Origin of the sequence: Cribrihabitans neustonicus (assembly GCF_048820895.1) — a bacterium.
Taxonomy (GTDB): domain Bacteria; phylum Pseudomonadota; class Alphaproteobacteria; order Rhodobacterales; family Rhodobacteraceae; genus Cribrihabitans_A; species Cribrihabitans_A neustonicus.
The window spans coordinates 502485-519724 of record NZ_JBMERQ010000001.1 but is presented as its reverse complement, the minus strand read 5'-3'; the positions used below and the strand labels follow the sequence as shown (position 1 = coordinate 519724).

Sequence of the window (17240 nt, the reverse complement as noted above, 5' to 3'; positions counted from 1 at the left end):
CGCCTAAAGCACCTCCAGCATCCTCTCGGTAAACCAGTAGCCGCCGATTAGCGCAATTGTGATCGAGGCCGGGATCGCCACCCGGCCGCGGTACTTCGGGTGCCGCCCGAACCACAGCCGCACGCCGAGGTAGGCCGCGGCAATCACCGCAAGCTGGCCCAGTTCGACCCCGATATTGAAGCCCAGCAGTGCCGGCACGAAATGCGCAGGCGGCAGGCCAAAGGCGCCCAGCACCGAGGCAAAGCCCAGCCCGTGCAGCAGCCCGAAGCCGAAGATCACCAGCGTGCGCCAGCTATGCAGCTTGCGGGCAAAGACGTTCTCCACCGCAACAAAGACGATCGAAAGCGCAATCAGCGGCTCCACTACCGCCGGGTTTGCGTTCACCATCCCCAAGGCGCCAAGCGCCAGCGTGATAGTGTGCGCCAGAGTGAAAATGCTCACCTGCACCAAGAGGGGGCGGAGGCGCGGGCTCAGGAAGAACAGCCCCAGCACAAACAGGATATGATCCAATCCCTTGGGCAGGATATGCGAAAAGCCGACCGGCACATATTCGGCGAAGGCCTGCACCGGCGTCTTCGCGGCGCCGCCGGAGAGCGGCACGGGCGGCGAGCGCTCGCCGCCCTGCAGGTAGCCGGTATAAGGCTCCTCCACCCCGTGCTGCCGCAGCACCACCCCGCCGGAGCCCTGCGGCCAGGCGATGCGCAGGCTGCGCGCCTCCGGCGGCACCGCGCCGCTCAGCCGCAACAGGGTGGCGCGCGGCAGGATGGTGTCGCCGGCCGGGGGGATCTCAACCGCCTCCAGCGCCAAGGGGACCGGACCGCCGGCGTCGATCGCGAACCCCGGCAGCCAGTCCTCCGCAAAAAGCCGGAGCATCGGTTCCAGCTCCTCCGGCTGCAGCGCGCGCAGTTCGTCATAATCAGCCGCGCCAGAGGCGTTGTCCGTATTGCTCAGACCGTCGAGGTCGATCCCGGCGACCAGGGCCTCGGCATTGAGCCGCAGACTGATGCTGATCCGCCCCCCCTCCACGGTAAAATCGGCAATCGCCGGGGTCACCTCATGAGCCGCCGCCCGTGGCGCAATTGCCAGACAGACGGCAATCAGATTAAACACAAGCAGTTGCAACACGGCCTGCAGCCCAAAGGCGCCGGTCTGGACTGCCGAGGTCAACGTCATGCGGTTCCGCCTGTTCTGCCAAATGTTCTTCTTCGGCCTCGCCGCCGCGGCGGCGCCGGGGCTGTCCCACGAGTTTTGGATTGCGCCGGAGAAATATCAAGCCCCTTCAGGCGCGCCGCTCATCGCGCGGCTCAGGAACGGAGAGCATTTCATGGGCGCCGAGCAGCCCTATCTCAGCCACCGCATCGCCCGTTTCGATCTGATCAGCAGCCGCGGCGCCGAGCGCTATGAGGGCCGTTCCGGTGACATGCCCGCGCTGCAGGCAGGCCCCGTTGGTGATGGATTGTGGCTGCTGCTGCACCAAACTGAACCGCAGACCATCCGTTATGACAACTGGGATGCGTTCCAGAGGTTTACGGAGGAAAAAGAGATTAGGGGCATCCGCTCTCAGCATCTGGCGCGCGGTCTCCCCGAGGCCGGGTTCAGCGAGCGCTATACCCGATACGCCAAGTCGCTGGTGGCAATTGGCGGCGGCACGGGCCGCGACCGCGAGACCGGGCTCGAGACGGAATTCGTTGCGCTCGCCAACCCCTACACCACATACTTAAACACGATACCGGTGCGGCTGCTCTACCAGGGCGGACCGCGCCCGCACGTGCAGGTCGAGGTTTTTGCCCGCGGCCCGGACGGCGGCGTGACCCGGCAGACAGTTGAAACCTCGGACACTGGCGAAGCGGCGATTCCGGTCCTGCCCGGTCACCAGTACCTTCTGAATGCCGTGGTCCTGCGCCCGGCTCCGGAGGGCGAAGATGCAGTTTGGGAAAGCCTCTGGGCATCGCTCACCTTTGCCGTGCCCGGAGGCTGAGCCCGGTCCTCCCGCAGCCGATCCCGCTTGCGGCAGCGCCCAAAAGGCGGCAATAGGACGCTATGACACAACAATCCGGCAGCCAGGCCCCCGAAATCTTGTGCATCGGCTCGGTCCTATGGGACATCATCGGCCGCTGCCCGATGGAAATGCAGCGCGGCTCCGACATGCCGGGACGGATCACCCGGGTCCCGGGGGGCGTTGCGATGAATATTGCGATGACGCTGGCGCGCTTCGGCTTGCGCCCGGGCCTTCTGACCGCCGTTGGCCGCGACGCCGAAGGGGACGAGCTGATCACCGCCTGCGGCCACCTTGGCCTGATCACCGATCACGTCTACCGCTCCGAGGACCTGCCGACCGACCGCTACATGGCCGTCGAAGGCGCCAACGGGCTGATCGCCGCCATTGCGGATGCCCACTCGCTGGAGGCGGCGGGCGACAAGATCCTGCGCCCGCTGTCGGATGGCACGCTTGGCAGTGAGGCCGCGCCTTATACAGGCCAGGTGGCGCTCGACGGGAACCTCACCCTGTCGCTGCTTGACGATATCCTGGCAAGCCCCGCCTTTGCCCGCGCAGACCTGCGCGTCGCCCCTGCCTCGCCCGGCAAGGCCGAGCGCCTGCGCCCCTTCCTCGCCCATACCCGCGGCACGCTCTACGTGAACCTGGAGGAAGCCGGCATCCTCTGCCAGGCCGAGTTCACCGACAGCAAAACCGCCGCCCGGGCCATGCTGGACCGCGGCGCTGCCCGGGTCCTGGTCACCGACGGCGGCAGCTCCGCCACCGAAGCCAGCGCTGAGGGCGCCATCACCCTGGTGCCGCCGCGGGTAACAGTCGCGCGCGTCACCGGCGCGGGCGACACTTTCATGGCCGCGCATATCGCGGCCGAGGCCCGCGGCGCCGCCCGCGAACCCGCGCTGGCATCGGCGCTCAAGGCTGCTGCCACTTATGTTTCAGGAGAACCCCCGCTTTGATCGAGATCCGTTATTCCGCCGAAGTTGAGGCCGCCAAGGCCGAAGGCCGCCCGCTGGTGGCACTCGAAAGCACCATCATCACCCACGGCATGCCCTACCCGCAGAACGTGGAAGTCGCCGCCCAGGTTGAGCAGGACATCCGCGACGCGGGCGCAGTGCCTGCAACGATGGCGGTGATCGAAGGCGTGCTGCACGCAGGGCTTGAGCCGGACCAACTCCAGGCGCTCGGCCGGGCCAAGGGTGTCGCCAAGATCTCCCGGGCGGACATGCCCGCCTGCATCGCCACCGGCGGCACCGGTGCAACCACCGTCGCCGCAACCATGATCGCGGCCCGGCTCGCAGGGATCGAGGTCTTTGCCACCGGCGGCATCGGCGGCGTGCACAAGGGGGCGGAGACCAGCTTCGACATCTCCGCTGACCTCTTGGAGCTGGCGCAGACCGCGGTTACCGTGGTCGCAGCGGGCGCGAAGGCGATCCTCGACGTGCCGAAGACCCTGGAAGTGCTGGAAACCCAGGGCGTGCCGGTGATCGCCTACGGTCAGGACAGCTTCCCCGCCTTCTGGTCCGCGCAGTCCGATCTGAAGGCTCCCTTGCGCATGGATGATCCGGCCCAGATCGCCCGCGCGCACGCCGCCCGCCAGGCCATGGCCCTGCCCGGCGGCCAGCTCATCGCCAACCCGATCCCGGCCGCCGACGAGATCCCGGCCGAAGACCTCGCCCCGGTGATCGCACAGGCCCAGACCGAGGCCGACGCCCAGGGCATCGCGGGCAAGAACGTTACCCCCTTTCTGCTGCAGCGCATCTTCGAACTGACCGGGGGCCGTTCGCTCACTGCCAACATCGCGCTGGTGCGCAACAATGCGCGGCTTGCGGCAAAGATCGCACAGGAACTCAACAATCTGCGCGGCTGAGTTGATTTCCGGGGCGGGGCCATTGCTCCGCCCCGGGACCGTGCCTAGGTTCCCATCACCCAATTCCGCCAAGCAGACCGATGACCACGCCATTTGACCAAGAACCCCACCGCCGCCCGGGCCTGTTTGCACGCCTCCGGGCGTCTTTCTTCACCGGCATTGTCGTCATCGCGCCGGTCGGGCTGACGGTCTGGCTGCTATGGACCGTGATGGGCTGGATCGACAGTGTGGTGCTGCCGCTGGTGCCTGCCACATTCCGCCCCGAGCAGTATATCGGCATCAACCTGCGCGGCGTCGGGCTGATCATCTTCCTGCTGTTCACCATCGTGGTGGGCTGGGTTGCCAAGGGGATCATCGGCCGCTCGCTGATCGGCTTTGCCGAGCGCCTCGTCGACCGCATGCCCGTGGTGCGCACGATCTACTCCGGCATCAAGCAGATCTCCGAAACCGTCTTTGCCCAGGCTGAACGCAGCTTCGACAAGGCGTGCCTGATCCAGTACCCCCGAAAGGGAATTTGGGCGATCGGCTTTATCTCCACAACCGCGAAGGGCGAGGTCTCCGACCGGGCCGATGTCAGCGGCCGGCTGATGAGCATCTTTGTTCCTACCACTCCGAACCCGACTTCGGGCTTCCTTCTGTTCTTCCCCGAAGAAGACGTGGTCGAACTCGACATGACGGTAGAGGATGCGGCCAAGCTGGTCATCTCGGCCGGGCTCGTCTACCCCAATGCCAAGGACCCGAGCCGCCCGGCCGGACAGGGCCGCAAGCCCGCAGGCGACAGCGCCGCCTAACTGAACATCGCTGGCAGATCGGCGGAGGAGCGCACTCCCAAATCGGCCTCGTGACGGTCAAGGAATACTTCCGCCGCCTGCCGTCCGGCCGCCTTCAGCCGGGTCAGGATTTGCGGCACCGGCACCAGCTTTGTGGTGACTGACAGCCGCGTCATCAGGTCGTCATCGGCGACCATATGCACGAAGACCTCCTTCATCCGCCCGCGCTCCAGTGTTCCTTCCGCAATCAGCCGCTGCACAAAACTGACCGCGCGCAGCTCGCGCAGGAGCGAGGTGTTGAAGCTGATCTCATTTACCCGGTTGCGGATCTGCTGCGGCGTCTTCGGGATCTCGTCGCGTTCCAGCGGGTTGATGTTCACAATCAGCACATCCCCAGGCAGGTCATCGCGGAACAGCGGAAACAGCGCCGGATTGCCGGTGAATCCGCCGTCCCAGTAAGCCTCCATCCGCCCCGTCTCCGGGTCCTCGATTTCCACCGCCTGGAACATATCCGGCAGGCAGGCCGAGGCCAGGATAGCCTCGGTGCTCAGCTCATCGCCTTCGAAGATGCGGATCTTGCCGCTGCGCACGCAGGTGGCGCAAATGAACAGCTCCGGGCCTTCATCCGCACAGACTTCGGAAAAGTTGAACCCCTCCACCACGTCCCGCAGCGGGTTATCGTAGAACGGCCCGTAGTGGTACGGCGAAATCATCTGACTCGCCGCCTCAAGCGGAGAAAACGGCATTGCCGCCTCCATCACCCCGGCCCAGGCCACCGCATCAAAGTTGGCAAACCAGTGGGCAAAGCGCATGTCGCCGACCGCGCCCATACGCCGCCACAAAGCATCCAGCGCCGCCTTCGCGCCGTCCCGGCCGCCATGCACCAGGCCCGCCTTGAGCGCCGCTCCGTTCAAAGCGCCCGCCGAGGTGCCGGTGATCGCCGCCACCTCGATCTCCTCCGCCTCCAGCAGCCGGTCCAGCACCCCCCAGGTGAAGGCGCCATGCGCGCCGCCGCCCTGCAGAGCCAGATTGATCCGCTTCGCCATGATCCGTCCTTTACTTTCTGACCGGAATTACCGCGGGGGTGAATTGGCCCCGAAGGGCCAGGAGGGGCCCGGCCCCTTTCCCGTCGTCCGCCTTACAGTGCTGTCCAGCCGCCATCGACACTGATAGTGGTGCCGGTAATCTGGGCGGCGGCATCGGAACAGAGAAACACCGCAGTACCACCGAGCTGCTCCACCGTGGCGAACTCCCGGCTCGGCTGGCGCTCCAGCATGACCTTTTTTATCACTTCCTCGCGGCCCATGCTGTACTTCTTCATGGTGTCGGGGATCTGCGCTTCCACCAGAGGGGTCAGCACATAACCCGGGCAGATCGCGTTGCAGGTGATCGGCTCCTCGGCGGTCTCCAGCGCCACGGTCTTGGTCATGCCGACCACGCCGTGCTTGGCCGCGACATAGGCGGACTTATAGGGCGATGCGGTGAGCCCGTGGGCAGAGGCGATATTGACCACCCGGCCCCAGCCCGCAGCCCGCATCACCGGCAGCGCGGCAGCCGTGGTGTGGAAGGCGGAGGAGAGGTTGATTGCGATGATCGCATCCCATTTGTCCTCAGGGAAGGTGTCGATCGGCGCCACGTGCTGGATGCCCGCATTGTTCACCAGGATATCGCAGGCGCCCGCCTTCTCGATCAGCGCCCGGCATTCCGCGCCCTTGGACATGTCGGCCTGGATATAGCGCGCAGTGACGCCGCATTCCTTGGCGATCTCCGCAGCCAGGGCGTGGTCCTCTTCCCGGTCGGTGAAGGAATTCAGCACCACATCGGCCCCGGCCCGCGCCAGCTCGCGCGCAACCCCCAGCCCGATTCCCGAATTGGAGCCAGTGACGACGGCAGTTTTTCCATGCAAGGACATTATGGGCTTCCCCTCGGGTCTGATTGAACGTAACTGGCTGCACTCTGCCATGCTGCAGGCGCGAAGGGAACGCGCAAGAGCAGACGGGTGTTCCCGCAGCCGCTGACCGCACACTGACGTTGGGTCAGCCTTGATTTTCCGGCAAAGCCGTCCCGGACCAGGGCGCGCTTTCGCGCCACGGATCAGGGGATACCGCACAAAAAAACGCCCGCACAAGGCGGGCGTCAGTTATTGAGGCAGGTTTCATACAGGCAAGAAACCTATCGAGCAGTGATCCCTTTATAAGCAATTTCCGGCTTCCATCCAAGCTAAAAGTTTGAAAAGACGAAAAAGCGCTCGTAGCGTGCAGGCTCAAGAAAATAAGGGCGGAGCGGGATGGCTAGGCAAGTGCGGTCAATAATCTCTCACAAATGGCGCGGTATGCTGGCGGGAATCACCCTGCTGGCGGGCGCCGGATTCGCAGGTGCGGAACCGCGCCATGGCATAGCTATGTATGGCGACCCCGCGCTGCCACCGGATTTTGTGGCTTTACCCTACGCGAACCCCGACGCTCCCAAAGGCGGCCGGGTGGTGTTCGGCAACACCGGCGGCTTCGACAGCCTGAACCCGTTCACCCTCAAAGGCACCCCGCCGTGGCAGCTCAGGTTCTGGGGATACGAGAGCCTGATGGGCCGCTCCTGGGACGAACCCTTCACGCTCTACGGGCTGCTGGCCGAATCAATCGAGGTGGCGGAAGACCGGTCCTGGGTCGAATTCACTCTCCGGGAGGAGGCGCGATTCTCCGACGGCAGCCCGGTCACCGTCGAGGACGTGATCTGGTCCTATGAAACCCTCGGCACCGAGGGCCATCCGCGCTACCGCGGATTCTGGACCAAGGTGGAGAGAATCGAGCAGACCGGCCCCCGCAGCCTGCGCCTCACATTCAACACCGAAGACCGGGAGCTCGCGCTGATCGCCGGCATGCGGCCGGTGCTGAAGAAGGCGCAGTTCGAGGGCAAGCCCTTTGGCAGCGGCGCTATCGAGGGCGCCCCGGTCGGCACCGGGCCATATGTGGTCAGCGATCATGAGCCGGGGCGCTTCGTGACTTTTAAACGCAACCCGGATTACTGGGGCAAAGATTTGCCCTTCCGCCGCGGCACCCAGAACTTCGACGAGATGCGGATCGACTTCTTCGGCGACGAAACCGTGCTGATGGAGGCCTTCAAGGCGGGAGAACTGAGCGCGGTGCGCGAGTTCAACGCCGCCAAGTGGGAAAACGACTACGACTTCCCGGCGATCCAGCGCGGCGACGTGGTAAAAAGCGAGATCCCGCATTTGCGCCCTTCCGGCATGACCGGTCTGGTCATGAACACCCGCCGGGCGCCGCTCGATGACTGGCGCGTGCGCGAGGCACTGATCCTGGCCTTCAATTACGAGTACATCAGCACCACCGTAGCTGGTTCCACGCCGCGCCGCATCACCTCCTATTTCTCGGGCTCGGATCTGGCGATGCAGCCCGGGCCCGCAACCGGCAAGGTGGAAGCCCTGCTCGCGCCTTTTGCGGACAGTCTGGTGCCCGGTACGCTGGACGGCTACAGCCTACCCGAGGGTGACGGCAGCCTGCGCAACCGGTCAAATTTGCGAGAGGCATTGCGGCTCCTGAGCGAGGCCGGCTGGACCGTCGTGGACGGCGTGCTTCGCAACGCCGGAGGCCAGCCGCTGGAGCTCTCCCTGCTGATCCGCCAAGGCGATGCCGAAATGAAGACTGTTGCCGAAATCTACGCCCGTGCCCTGGAGAGGCTGGGTATCAGCTTGGCAACGGAAACCGTTGACAACGCTCAATATGTCGAACGAGAAAACGCTTATGATTTCGACCTCACGCGCTACCGCCGCGAGCTGTCGCTGAGCCCCGGTAACGAGCAGCGCTACTACTGGGGCAGAGACGGGGTGGAAACCCCCGGGAGCCGCAACCTCATGGGTATGAACAGCCCCGCCGCGGAGGCGATGATCGACGCCATGCTGACCGCGGAAGACCCGGATGATTTCACCGCCGCCGTGCGCGCGCTCGACCGGGTGCTGACCGCCGGACGTTATGTCATCCCGTTCTGGAACTTCGACACCGGCCGCATCGCCCATGTGAAGGAAATGCGCTACCCGGATGTGCTGCCGGTCTACGGCGACCGCACCGACTTCATGCCCGATGTCTGGTGGTGGCAGGCGGACTGACCGCCTCCCCTTCAATCCCACAAAAGACCTGATTCGACCCAAGCCATTTTTCCGGCTTGGGCGGATTGACTCACGGCATCTAATTCCGTAATTCGCGAATTATGGAATTAGAAATCTCCGATAAGCTTGCCGCCCTCGCGCATCCGAACCGACTTGCGCTGTTCCGCCTTTTGATGCGGCGCTATCCGGACAGCGTCCCGGCGGGTGAGATCGCCACCGCGCTGGGATTCAAGCCCAACACCGCCTCCGCCTATCTCGGGGTGCTGAAACAGGCCGGGCTGATCTCGCAGCAGCGCCAGGGCACCTCGCTGTTCTATGGCGCAAACCTTGCCGGTTTGCGCGGGATGTTCGACGATCTTCTCGCGGGCTGCTGCCAGAACCGGCCGGATGTCTGCGCCCCTTTTTCTGAAGAAGCGTTGCCCCTGCCCGCCGCCCGGGCGCCCTTGAACGTGCTGTTCATTTGTACCGGCAACTCGGCCCGTTCTCTGCTCGCCGAGGCGATCCTGAACCGTGAAGGCAGCGGCAGGTTCCATGCTTTTTCTGCGGGCACCCGCCCTTCCCGCGGGCCGCATCCTGAGGTGACAGCCCTGCTCGAGGCCAAGGGCTATGACACCTCCGGCCTCAGGTCCAAGAATTTGACCCAGTTTACCGCGGAGGACGCGCCGAAGATGCACTTCATCTTCACCGTCTGCGACCAAGCCGCCAACGAGGAATGCCCGGCCTGGCCCGGCCAGCCGATGAGCGCCCACTGGGGCGTCGCGGACCCGGTCAAGGCAGATGGCACCGAGGCCGGGCAGCGCCTCGCCTTCCAGCAGGCCTATGGGCTTCTCCGCAACCGCATCCGCGCCTTTACCGCGCTGCCGTATGAGACGCTGGACCGCATGTCCCTGCAGCACAGCGTCGATGATATCGGCCGGATGCAGCCCTCCCATTAACCTCAACAACAGGCTTCAACCGATGAATATCCTTGTGCTTTGCACTGGCAACTCCGCCCGCTCAATCCTGCTGGAGGCGATCTTCAACCACGCAGGCCGCGGAATCGTACGCGCCTACTCTGCAGGCTCCACGCCGACCGGGCTGGTGCATCCGCAGTCGCTTGCGCTTTTGACGGAGAAGGGCATCGACGTCTCCAGCGCGCGTTCCAAGAGCTGGGACGAATTCGCCGGGCCGGGCGCGCCGGAAATGGATCTGGTGATCACTGTCTGCGCCGCCGCCGCGGGTGAAACCTGCCCGGTCTGGCCCGGCGCGCCGCTGCGGGCGCATTGGGGCGTGCCGGACCCGGCCGCGGCCAAGCCCGAGGACTGGGACCGCGCCTTCCGCGCCGCCTTCAAGACGCTGGAGCGGCGCGCCAAGGCGCTGCTGGCGCTGCCACTCAAGGAGATGGCGCCGGAGCAGCTGCGCGCAGAACTGGCCCGCATCGGAGAGCTGGCATGACCGGCCAGAAGCTGCTCGCTGAGGGTCTTGGCACCGCAATGCTGCTGGTCAGCGTTGTCGGCTCCGGCATCATGGCCGAGCGGCTGGCCGACGGAAACGTGGCGCTGGCGCTTCTGGCCAATGCGGTAGCGACGGGCTGCATGCTATACGTCATCATCACCACGCTTGGCCCGGTGTCAGGCGCGCATTTCAACCCGGCCGTCACACTTGCCTTTGCTCTGCGCGGCCAACACGCCTGGCGCGCCGTGCCGCCCTATGTGTTTGTTCAGGTCTGCGGCGGCATCCTGGGGGTTTGGGCCTGCCACGGCATGTTTAGCCTGGATGTGCTGCAAAGCTCTGCCACCATGCACCGCAGCGGCGGCGCCCAGTGGCTGGCTGAGGTGCTGGCGACCTTCGGGCTCCTGTTCGTGATCTTCGGCGGCCTGCGCTCCCGCCCCGAGGCGGTGCCCGCGCTGGTTGGCCTGTACATCACCGGCGCCTATTGGTTCACCGCCTCCACCAGCTTTGCCAATCCGGCGGTTACCATCGCCCGCGGCTTCAGCGACACCTTCGCAGGTATCTATCCGGGCCATATCCCGATGTTCATCCTGATGCAGCTGATCGCCGTCGGCCTCGGCCAGGCGGTGCTGCCGCGGCTGTTTGCCAAGGCCTGAAACCCTGCTTCAGTGTTGAGTGCGGCATGGGCGGGAACGGCAGCTTCCCGCCCAAATTCGTGGCTCGGCGGCAACACCTTCGCACAATCGTTACATCAACGGCAAAAAGTGTTACCATCAGGGTCCGATAGCTAGAAACCGTTTGTCAGGGAGTGCCCCCCATGCCTGTACAAGCAGCAGCTGCCAGCTGGTTCGACAGGATGCCCCGCATCAAACAGCGCTTTCCATATCTGAAAGTGAGCAAGGCGCCCTCCATTGTGGAAGACCGGGACAAATTCGTCGCCTATCTGGCCCGCACCCACCATCTGACCCTCACCGAAGCCCGGGAGGAGGTGGATGATTTCCTCTATATCGAAAGCCTGCTCAAGGAACTTGACGGCCGCACCAACTAAGGCAGGCAGGCAAGAGTCCCGGTCAGGCCAGCGAGGTTACCCAGAGGATCGTCGCATCCTCCGGGCTGAGCGAGATAACATTGTGCCCCATGGCAGCATCGTAATAGGCGCTGTCGCCGCGGCGCATTTCAACCGGCTCGTAAAACTCGGTGTAGAGCTTAACCACCCCGGTCAGCACATAGAGAAACTCCTCGCCGTCATGGCGCACCCAGCCGTCGAATTCCTCCATCGCGCGGGCGCGGACACGGGCGCGGTAGGGCAGCATCTGCTTGCGGGTGAGCCCGTCGGCCAGAAGCTCGTGCTCGTAGGTGGCGGTCGCATGGGCCGACCCGTCGCCAGATTTCGTCACGGTCATGCGGCCATTCACCTGATCGCGCTGCGGCGGCGTGAACAGCTGCGGTACCGAGATCTCAAGCCCCACCGCCAGCTTCTTCAACGCCTCGTAAGTCGGTGACATCTGGCCGTTTTCGATCTTCGACAGGGTAGAACGCGCGAGCCCCGCCTGGTTGGCGGCATATTCCAGCGTCCAGTCCCGCGCCTTGCGCAGCTCGCGCACCCGGGCGCCCAGATCGAGCGGTTCGGCAGTTTCTTCACCGCCGCTGGCGCGGGCGATGGTGATCAGGGATTTCGGGTCGCGGTCCGTCATGACCACTCTATATGCGCCTCCGCGGCGGCTTGCAACGCAGGACGGCACGGGCTAGCCATCCCCCATGCTGGCCCTTTCCGATCCGGCGCAAATTGCGCCCTGCCCCTCTCCCTTCAACCTCGCCGCCTACGTGCTGCGCCATGCAGACCGGCTGGCGCAGAAGACGGCGTTATCGATTGTTTCCGGGGACAGCGCCGGGGACTGGAGCTATGCGCGGCTGGAGGCCGCGGTGCGCGGCACGGGAACAGGGCTCTTGAACGCGGGGCTTGCGCCCGGGGACATGGTGCTGCTCCGGCTCGGCAACACGGTTGAGTTCCCGGTCGCCTACCTCGGTGCCATTTCCGCGGGCTTGGTTCCGGTGCCCACTTCGCCGCAGCTGACCGGGCCGGAAGTGGCGCGCATCCTCGCAGAGCTTTGGCCCGCCGCGGTGCTGCGCGACCCCGCCATTGCCTCCGCGCCCCACCCGCATGAGATCACCCGCGAGGAACTCTGCGCGATGCAGGCACTGCCGCCCTGCGGCTACGCGATGGGAAATCCGGAGCGGCTGGCTTACGTGGTCTACACCTCCGGCACCAGCGGCAGCCCGCGGGCGGTTGCTCATGCACACCGGGCAATTTGGGCCCGGCGGATGATGGTGGAGGGCTGGTATGGACTTACCCCTGAGGACCGCCTGCTGCACGCGGGCGCCTTCAACTGGACCTTCACGCTGGGCACCGGGCTGATGGACCCCTGGGCCAACGGTGCCACTGCCCTGATCCCGGCCCCCGGCACAACACCGGAGCTACTGCCCACGCTCCTTAAGCACCACCGCGCCACGCTTTTTGCTGCCGCCCCAGGCGTTTACCGTAAGATGCTCGCGCAGGGCCCGCTGGATCTTCCGGACCTGCGCCACGGGCTTGCGGCGGGAGAAAAGCTCCCGGCCCATCTGCAGCAGGCCTGGGAGACTGCCACCGGCAAGCCGCTATACGAAGCCTACGGCATGTCAGAATGCTCCACGTTCATCTCCGCCGCCCCCGGAGCGCCCGCTGAAGACGGCACGCTCGGCCGCCCGCAGCCGGGCCGGCGGGTGGCCATCGTCGGCCCTGAAGGTGTGGTTGAGCGCGGCGCGGAAGGCACCATTGCCGTGCACCGCTCCGACCCCGGACTGATGCTCGGCTACCTCAACGCGCCCGGCGAGACCGGCGCCCGCTTTCAGGGCGAGTGGTTCATGACCGGCGACCTGGGCGCAATGACCGGTACCGGCGCCATCCGCTACGCCGGCCGCAGCGACGACATGATGAACGCGGGCGGCTACCGGGTCTCCCCGATAGAGGTGGAGACTGCATTGGCCGGGCATCCCGGCATCACCCAGGCCGGCGTGGCGGCGGTGGAGGTGAAGCCCGGAACCTTTATAATCGCCGCCTTCTACACCGGTCCCGAAGAGTTGAATGCCGATGACCTGGCGGCCTTTGCCAGTGCACGGCTGGCACGGTACAAACAGCCGCGCGCCTACATCCGCCTCGACACCCTGCCCGCAGGCCCCAACGGCAAGCTCCTCCGCCGCGCCCTGCCCGCCTGTTTCAAAGGAACATCCGCATGACCGCCGTCAAACTTGACATCCTGTCCGACCCGATCTGCCCCTGGTGCTACATCGGCAAGGCCAATCTGGACAGGGCGCTGGCCGCAGAGCCGGACCATCCCTTCGTGATCGAGTGGCACCCCTTCCAGCTGAACCCCGACATGCCGCGCGAGGGCATGGACCGGCGCGCGTATCTTGAGCGCAAGTTCGGCGGCAAGGAGGGTGCTGTGAAGGCCTATGCGCCGGTGGTCGAACATGCGGAGAAGGCCGGGCTGAGCATCAACTTCGAGGCTATGCAGCGTACGCCGAATACGCTGGATGCGCACCGGCTGATCCATTGGGCCGGTATCGAGGGTAAGCAGACCCACGCGGTGGATGCCCTGTTCGAGGCCTATTTTGCAGAGGCGCAGGACATCGGCGACCGTGGCGTTCTGACGGAGATCGCCGCCTCCATCGGTATGGACTCTGAGGTGACCGCGCGGCTGCTGGCCGGGGACAATGACGTGGAGACCATCCGCACCCGCGATGCCCATTCGCGCAAGATGGGCGTGACCTCGGTGCCCACATTCATCATCGCGAACCAGCACGCCGTGCCCGGCGCCCAGCCGCCCGAACTCTGGCAGCAGGTGATCGCGGACCTGCGCAGCCAGCTGGCGGATGGCAGCGCGGACTGAGCCACGCAAACCTCTAAGCATCGCAACAATGCACAGCGTTCTGTGCAGCGCGGTGCTGGTCCGCTCCGGGGATTCGTGATACCCGGAACGGATGCCTCCCAGTCCGGACCGATCCCCGGCGCCGCCTGAAGAGGTGTAAGAGGTTCCAGATGTCGAATTCCCCTGCGCACGGCATGGCCAAGGCCGAATTCGTGGCGTTGATCGCGATGATGTTCGCCACCATTGCCTTTTCGATCGACGCCATGCTTCCGGCCCTGCCGGAAATCGGTGCCGCGCTCAGCCCGGATGACGTCAACCGCGCCCAGCTGGTGCTGACCGCCTTCATGCTGGGCATCGGGATCGGCACCTTCTTCACAGGGCCGCTGTCCGACGCCTTCGGCCGCAAGCGGGTGATCGCGGGGGGCGCGGCGCTCTACATTCTAGGGGCGGCCTCGGCCTGGCTGGCGCAGTCACTGGAGGTGCTGCTGGTCTCCCGCGTGCTGATGGGATTGGGTGCCGCGGGTCCGCGCATCGTCGGGATCGCCATCGTCCGCGACCTCTTTGCGGGCCGGGAAATGGCCAAGCTGATGTCGCTTGCGATGATGATCTTCACTCTGGTTCCGGCCATCGCGCCGATGCTGGGCGCGGGCATCATCGCGTTCTCCGGCTGGCGCGGTATCTTCCTCGCTTTTGCGCTGTTTGCCGTCATCATGGTGCTCTGGATGGGTCTGCGCCTGCCCGAGACGCTGGCCCGCGAGGACCGCCGCCCCTTCCGCATGCCGCTCCTCATGGCCGCGGTGCAGGAGATGTTCGCCCATCCCTCGGTGCGGCTGTCGATCCTGGTGCAGGCGCTGTGCATGGGCATGCTGCTGACCATGCTCACCATGGTGCAGCCGATCTATGACGTGATCTTCGGCCGCGCCGAAAGCTTTCCGTTCTGGTTCGGCCTCGTTGCCCTGATGGCAGGCACCGCCAGCGTGCTGAACGCGTTCATCGTTGTGCGCGTCGGCATGCGCCGCATCGTGACCTGGTCGCTCCGGGTGCAGATCGCGGTCTGCACGATCATGCTGCTTTTGAGCACTGCCGGCCTTCCCCAGAATGTGCTGTTTGCCTGTTTCGTCTTCTGGCAGACCAGCGTCTTCTTCCTCGCAGGCACCACGCTTGGAAACCTCAACGCCATCGCGATGGAACCGATGGGCCACATCGCGGGCATGGCCGCCTCTGTGATTGGCTCGATCTCCACCGTGTTGGCCGCGTTGATCGCCGCGCCGGTGGGGCTGATGTTCGACGGCTCACTGCTGCCCCTGGGTTGCGGGCTTCTGGCGATGGCCTCGCTGGCGTTCTTCCTGATGCTGCAAATGGCCCGGACCGAGGAACGGCTGCCGGCCGAGTGATCCGCACCCGAAACCGCCTTGCCCGGGCACCGGCCCGCGCCTAACCTCTCCAGACGATTGGGGAGGTTTTTTCATGCGGTACGGCTACAACCTCGGCAGCTACACCTGCCCTGTGACCACCACCTCACCCGATACGCAATTCTGGTTCGATCGCGGCCTGATCTGGACCTACGGCTATAACCACGACGAGGCCATCGCCTGCTTCCGCCGCGCCTTGGCGCACGATCCGCGCTGTGCCATGGCGCATTGGGGCATAGCCTATGCCGCCGGGCCGAACTACAACCTCCCTTGGGCGTTGCGCGACGACAAGGGCCGCGCGGACGCGCTCGCGGTCGCTTATGACGCAACGCAAGCCGCACTCGCCTGCCTGGAGGACGGCTGCACGGAGGCCGAGATTCAGCTGATCCGTGCGCTCACCGCCCGCTATCCGCAGCGCACGCCGGCCGCGGACATGCACGGCTGGGATCACGCCTTTGCCGATGCGATGCGCGCTGCTTTCGCCGCCTGCCCGGACCATCTGGACTTGCGCACCGTCTATGCCGAAAGCCTCCTGAACCTCACCCCCTGGCAGATGTGGGACCTGAAGCGCGGCACCCCGGCGGAAGGCGCGGCCACTCTGGAAGCTCGGAATGTGCTGGAGGACGCCATGCAGGCCGCTCCCGGCGCCATGCAGCATCCCGGCATATTGCACCTCTACGTCCACCTGATGGAGATGTCGCCCACCCCCGAAAAGGCGCTGAAGGCCGCCGACGTGCTGCGCACGCTGGTGCCGGACGCGGGCCACCTGGTGCATATGCCGACCCATATCGATGTGCTTTGCGGTGACTACCACGGCGTCGTGCACTGGAACCAGAAGGCGGTGGAGGCCGACCTCAAGTATTACGCCCGCGAAAGCGCTTTCAACATCTACACCGGCTACCGCCTGCACAACTACCACTTTGTGATCTACGGCGCGCTGTTCCTTGGCCAGATCGAACCGGCCCTGCGCGCCAATAAGGCCATGTGGGAAACCACGCCCGAGGCCATGCTGCGTATCGAAAGCCCGCCGATGGCGGACTATTTCGAAAGCTATCTTGCGATGCTGCCGCATATTCTCGTGCGCTTCGGGCGCTGGGAGGAGGCAATGGCACTGGAGCTGCCCGCCGACACGGACCTGTACCGCACGCTCTCCGCAAACACGCATTATGCCCGCGCCATCGCCTTTGCCGCCACCGGCCGGGTCGCAGAGGCTGAGGCCGAGGAAGCGCGCTTCCTCGAGGCGATGGCACGGGTGCCGGAAAGCCGCCTGCTGCACAACAACCGCGTGGTGGACCTTCTTGAAATTGCTGCAGAAATGCTGCGCGGGGAGATTGAATACCGCAAGGGCAACTTTGACACGGCTTTTGACCACCTGCGCCGCTCGGCGGAGCTTGACGACAGCCTCCCCTATGACGAGCCCTGGGGCTGGATGCAGCCCGCCCGCCACGCGCTCGGCGCACTGCTGTTCGAACAGGGACGTTCGAAAGAAGCCGAAGCCGTCTACCGCGCCGATCTCGGCCTCGACAGCACGCTGCCGCGTGCCTCAATCCACCCGGGCAACGTCTGGAGTCTCAAGGGGCTGCACGACTGCCTGAAAGCCCGCGGAAAACACGTTGAGATCAAACACATACAACAGAAACTGGACCTGGCGCTGGCGCGCGCCGACCGCGCGGTCGGCGCCTCCTGTTTCTGCGCTCAGGCCGCGATGGTCCCTGACGGCTGCTGCGGCTGAGCAAATTTCCTGC

The 17240-nt window shown here is 65.3% G+C and carries 17 protein-coding genes; 13 read left to right on the top strand and 4 right to left on the bottom strand.

The genetic code is table 11. The annotated features are described in order from the left end of the window. Window positions 1–3: 3 nt before the first annotated feature. A complete protein-coding gene (locus tag ACOHWE_RS02470; protein WP_420663852.1) occupies window positions 4–1173 on the bottom strand; it encodes a HupE/UreJ family protein in 1170 nt (389 codons plus the stop codon). Here ACOHWE_RS02470 and ACOHWE_RS02465 point away from each other — a divergent pair. From ACOHWE_RS02465 to ACOHWE_RS02450, 4 genes are all read left to right on the top strand, one after another. After that, complete coding sequence (locus ACOHWE_RS02465) at window positions 1172–1978, top strand: DUF4198 domain-containing protein (protein WP_420663851.1); 807 nt, start codon at window positions 1172–1174, stop codon at window positions 1976–1978. The two genes, ACOHWE_RS02470 and ACOHWE_RS02465, sit on opposite strands and share 2 nt — an antisense overlap. 62 nt (window positions 1979–2040) lie before the next feature. Continuing rightward, window positions 2041–2949: a PfkB family carbohydrate kinase gene (locus ACOHWE_RS02460; RefSeq protein WP_420663849.1), complete on the top strand. Its 909-nt coding sequence runs from the start codon at window positions 2041–2043 to the stop codon at window positions 2947–2949. After that, the gene (locus ACOHWE_RS02455; protein WP_420663848.1) at window positions 2946–3860 is read left to right on the top strand and encodes a pseudouridine-5'-phosphate glycosidase; all 915 of its coding nucleotides are present in this window, start codon (window positions 2946–2948) and stop codon (window positions 3858–3860) included. The genes ACOHWE_RS02460 and ACOHWE_RS02455 overlap by 4 nt, the downstream gene beginning before the upstream one ends. Window positions 3861–3940: 80 nt before the next feature. Continuing rightward, the gene (locus ACOHWE_RS02450; protein WP_420663846.1) at window positions 3941–4651 is read left to right on the top strand and encodes a DUF502 domain-containing protein; all 711 of its coding nucleotides are present in this window, start codon (window positions 3941–3943) and stop codon (window positions 4649–4651) included. Here ACOHWE_RS02450 and ACOHWE_RS02445 read toward each other — a convergent pair. Both ACOHWE_RS02445 and ACOHWE_RS02440 read right to left on the bottom strand, forming a co-directional pair. After that, window positions 4648–5676, bottom strand: a complete 1029-nt coding sequence (locus tag ACOHWE_RS02445; RefSeq protein WP_420663844.1) for a patatin-like phospholipase family protein — start codon at window positions 5674–5676, stop codon at window positions 4648–4650. The genes ACOHWE_RS02450 and ACOHWE_RS02445 overlap by 4 nt on opposite strands. A gap of 92 nt (window positions 5677–5768) precedes the next feature. Continuing rightward, the gene (locus ACOHWE_RS02440) at window positions 5769–6542 is read right to left on the bottom strand and encodes a 3-hydroxybutyrate dehydrogenase (RefSeq protein WP_420663842.1); all 774 of its coding nucleotides are present in this window, start codon (window positions 6540–6542) and stop codon (window positions 5769–5771) included. A gap of 420 nt (window positions 6543–6962) precedes the next feature. On the opposite strand from ACOHWE_RS02440, the gene ACOHWE_RS02435 reads away from it, so the two are divergent. The 5 genes from ACOHWE_RS02435 to ACOHWE_RS02415 all read left to right on the top strand — a co-directional run bounded on the left by ACOHWE_RS02435 (window position 6963) and on the right by ACOHWE_RS02415 (window position 11226). Next, window positions 6963–8747 (top strand): extracellular solute-binding protein, encoded by a 1785-nt coding sequence (locus ACOHWE_RS02435; RefSeq protein ID WP_420663841.1) that lies wholly within the window; start codon window positions 6963–6965, stop codon window positions 8745–8747. Between the two features lie 101 nt (window positions 8748–8848). Then, window positions 8849–9682: an arsenate reductase/protein-tyrosine-phosphatase family protein gene (locus ACOHWE_RS02430; RefSeq protein WP_420663840.1), complete on the top strand. Its 834-nt coding sequence runs from the start codon at window positions 8849–8851 to the stop codon at window positions 9680–9682. Window positions 9683–9704: 22 nt separating this feature from the next. Next, window positions 9705–10181, top strand: a complete 477-nt coding sequence (locus ACOHWE_RS02425) for an arsenate reductase ArsC (RefSeq protein ID WP_420663838.1) — start codon at window positions 9705–9707, stop codon at window positions 10179–10181. Beyond that, window positions 10178–10834, top strand: coding sequence for an aquaporin (locus tag ACOHWE_RS02420; RefSeq protein WP_420663836.1), 657 nt, complete (start codon window positions 10178–10180; stop codon window positions 10832–10834). The genes ACOHWE_RS02425 and ACOHWE_RS02420 overlap by 4 nt, the downstream gene beginning before the upstream one ends. Before the next feature lie 161 nt (window positions 10835–10995). Then, on the top strand, window positions 10996–11226 hold the full coding sequence (locus ACOHWE_RS02415) for a hypothetical protein (protein WP_420663835.1): 231 nt from the start codon (window positions 10996–10998) through the stop codon (window positions 11224–11226). A 22-nt stretch (window positions 11227–11248) separates the two neighbouring features. Here the strand turns inward: ACOHWE_RS02415 and ACOHWE_RS02410 are convergent, their stop codons facing one another. Then, window positions 11249–11872 (bottom strand): helix-turn-helix domain-containing protein, encoded by a 624-nt coding sequence (locus tag ACOHWE_RS02410; protein ID WP_420663833.1) that lies wholly within the window; start codon window positions 11870–11872, stop codon window positions 11249–11251. Between the two features lie 64 nt (window positions 11873–11936). On the opposite strand from ACOHWE_RS02410, the gene ACOHWE_RS02405 reads away from it, so the two are divergent. The 4 genes from ACOHWE_RS02405 to ACOHWE_RS02390 all read left to right on the top strand — a co-directional run bounded on the left by ACOHWE_RS02405 (window position 11937) and on the right by ACOHWE_RS02390 (window position 17227). After that, a complete protein-coding gene (locus tag ACOHWE_RS02405; protein ID WP_420663832.1) occupies window positions 11937–13451 on the top strand; it encodes a class I adenylate-forming enzyme family protein in 1515 nt (504 codons plus the stop codon). Further along, window positions 13448–14104 carry a DsbA family oxidoreductase gene (locus tag ACOHWE_RS02400; protein ID WP_420663830.1) on the top strand — a complete coding sequence of 219 codons (657 nt, stop codon included), beginning with the start codon at window positions 13448–13450 and terminating at the stop codon, window positions 14102–14104. The genes ACOHWE_RS02405 and ACOHWE_RS02400 overlap by 4 nt, the downstream gene beginning before the upstream one ends. A gap of 149 nt (window positions 14105–14253) precedes the next feature. Further along, window positions 14254–15477, top strand: coding sequence for a multidrug effflux MFS transporter (locus tag ACOHWE_RS02395; protein WP_420663828.1), 1224 nt, complete (start codon window positions 14254–14256; stop codon window positions 15475–15477). A 73-nt stretch (window positions 15478–15550) separates the two neighbouring features. Continuing rightward, a complete protein-coding gene (locus ACOHWE_RS02390; protein ID WP_420663826.1) occupies window positions 15551–17227 on the top strand; it encodes a tetratricopeptide repeat protein in 1677 nt (558 codons plus the stop codon). Window positions 17228–17240: the final 13 nt, after the last annotated feature.

Excerpts from the sequence above, each read along its gene's own strand:
- ACOHWE_RS02465 (WP_420663851.1), top strand. The coding sequence starts at position 1,172 with ATGCGGTTCCGCCTGTTCTGCCAAATGTTCTTCTTCGGCCTCGCCGCC.
- ACOHWE_RS02470 (WP_420663852.1), bottom strand. The coding sequence starts at position 1,173 with ATGACGTTGACCTCGGCAGTCCAGACCGGCGCCTTTGGGCTGCAGGCC.
- ACOHWE_RS02460 (WP_420663849.1), top strand. The coding sequence starts at position 2,041 with ATGACACAACAATCCGGCAGCCAGGCCCCCGAAATCTTGTGCATCGGC.
- ACOHWE_RS02450 (WP_420663846.1), top strand. The coding sequence starts at position 3,941 with ATGACCACGCCATTTGACCAAGAACCCCACCGCCGCCCGGGCCTGTTT.
- ACOHWE_RS02445 (WP_420663844.1), bottom strand. The coding sequence starts at position 5,676 with ATGGCGAAGCGGATCAATCTGGCTCTGCAGGGCGGCGGCGCGCATGGC.
- ACOHWE_RS02440 (WP_420663842.1), bottom strand. The coding sequence starts at position 6,542 with ATGTCCTTGCATGGAAAAACTGCCGTCGTCACTGGCTCCAATTCGGGA.
- ACOHWE_RS02435 (WP_420663841.1), top strand. The coding sequence starts at position 6,963 with ATGCTGGCGGGAATCACCCTGCTGGCGGGCGCCGGATTCGCAGGTGCG.
- ACOHWE_RS02430 (WP_420663840.1), top strand. The coding sequence starts at position 8,849 with ATGGAATTAGAAATCTCCGATAAGCTTGCCGCCCTCGCGCATCCGAAC.
- ACOHWE_RS02425 (WP_420663838.1), top strand. The coding sequence starts at position 9,705 with ATGAATATCCTTGTGCTTTGCACTGGCAACTCCGCCCGCTCAATCCTG.
- ACOHWE_RS02420 (WP_420663836.1), top strand. The coding sequence starts at position 10,178 with ATGACCGGCCAGAAGCTGCTCGCTGAGGGTCTTGGCACCGCAATGCTG.
- ACOHWE_RS02415 (WP_420663835.1), top strand. The coding sequence starts at position 10,996 with ATGCCTGTACAAGCAGCAGCTGCCAGCTGGTTCGACAGGATGCCCCGC.
- ACOHWE_RS02410 (WP_420663833.1), bottom strand. The coding sequence starts at position 11,872 with ATGACGGACCGCGACCCGAAATCCCTGATCACCATCGCCCGCGCCAGC.
- ACOHWE_RS02405 (WP_420663832.1), top strand. The coding sequence starts at position 11,937 with ATGCTGGCCCTTTCCGATCCGGCGCAAATTGCGCCCTGCCCCTCTCCC.
- ACOHWE_RS02400 (WP_420663830.1), top strand. The coding sequence starts at position 13,448 with ATGACCGCCGTCAAACTTGACATCCTGTCCGACCCGATCTGCCCCTGG.
- ACOHWE_RS02395 (WP_420663828.1), top strand. The coding sequence starts at position 14,254 with ATGTCGAATTCCCCTGCGCACGGCATGGCCAAGGCCGAATTCGTGGCG.
- ACOHWE_RS02390 (WP_420663826.1), top strand. The coding sequence starts at position 15,551 with ATGCGGTACGGCTACAACCTCGGCAGCTACACCTGCCCTGTGACCACC.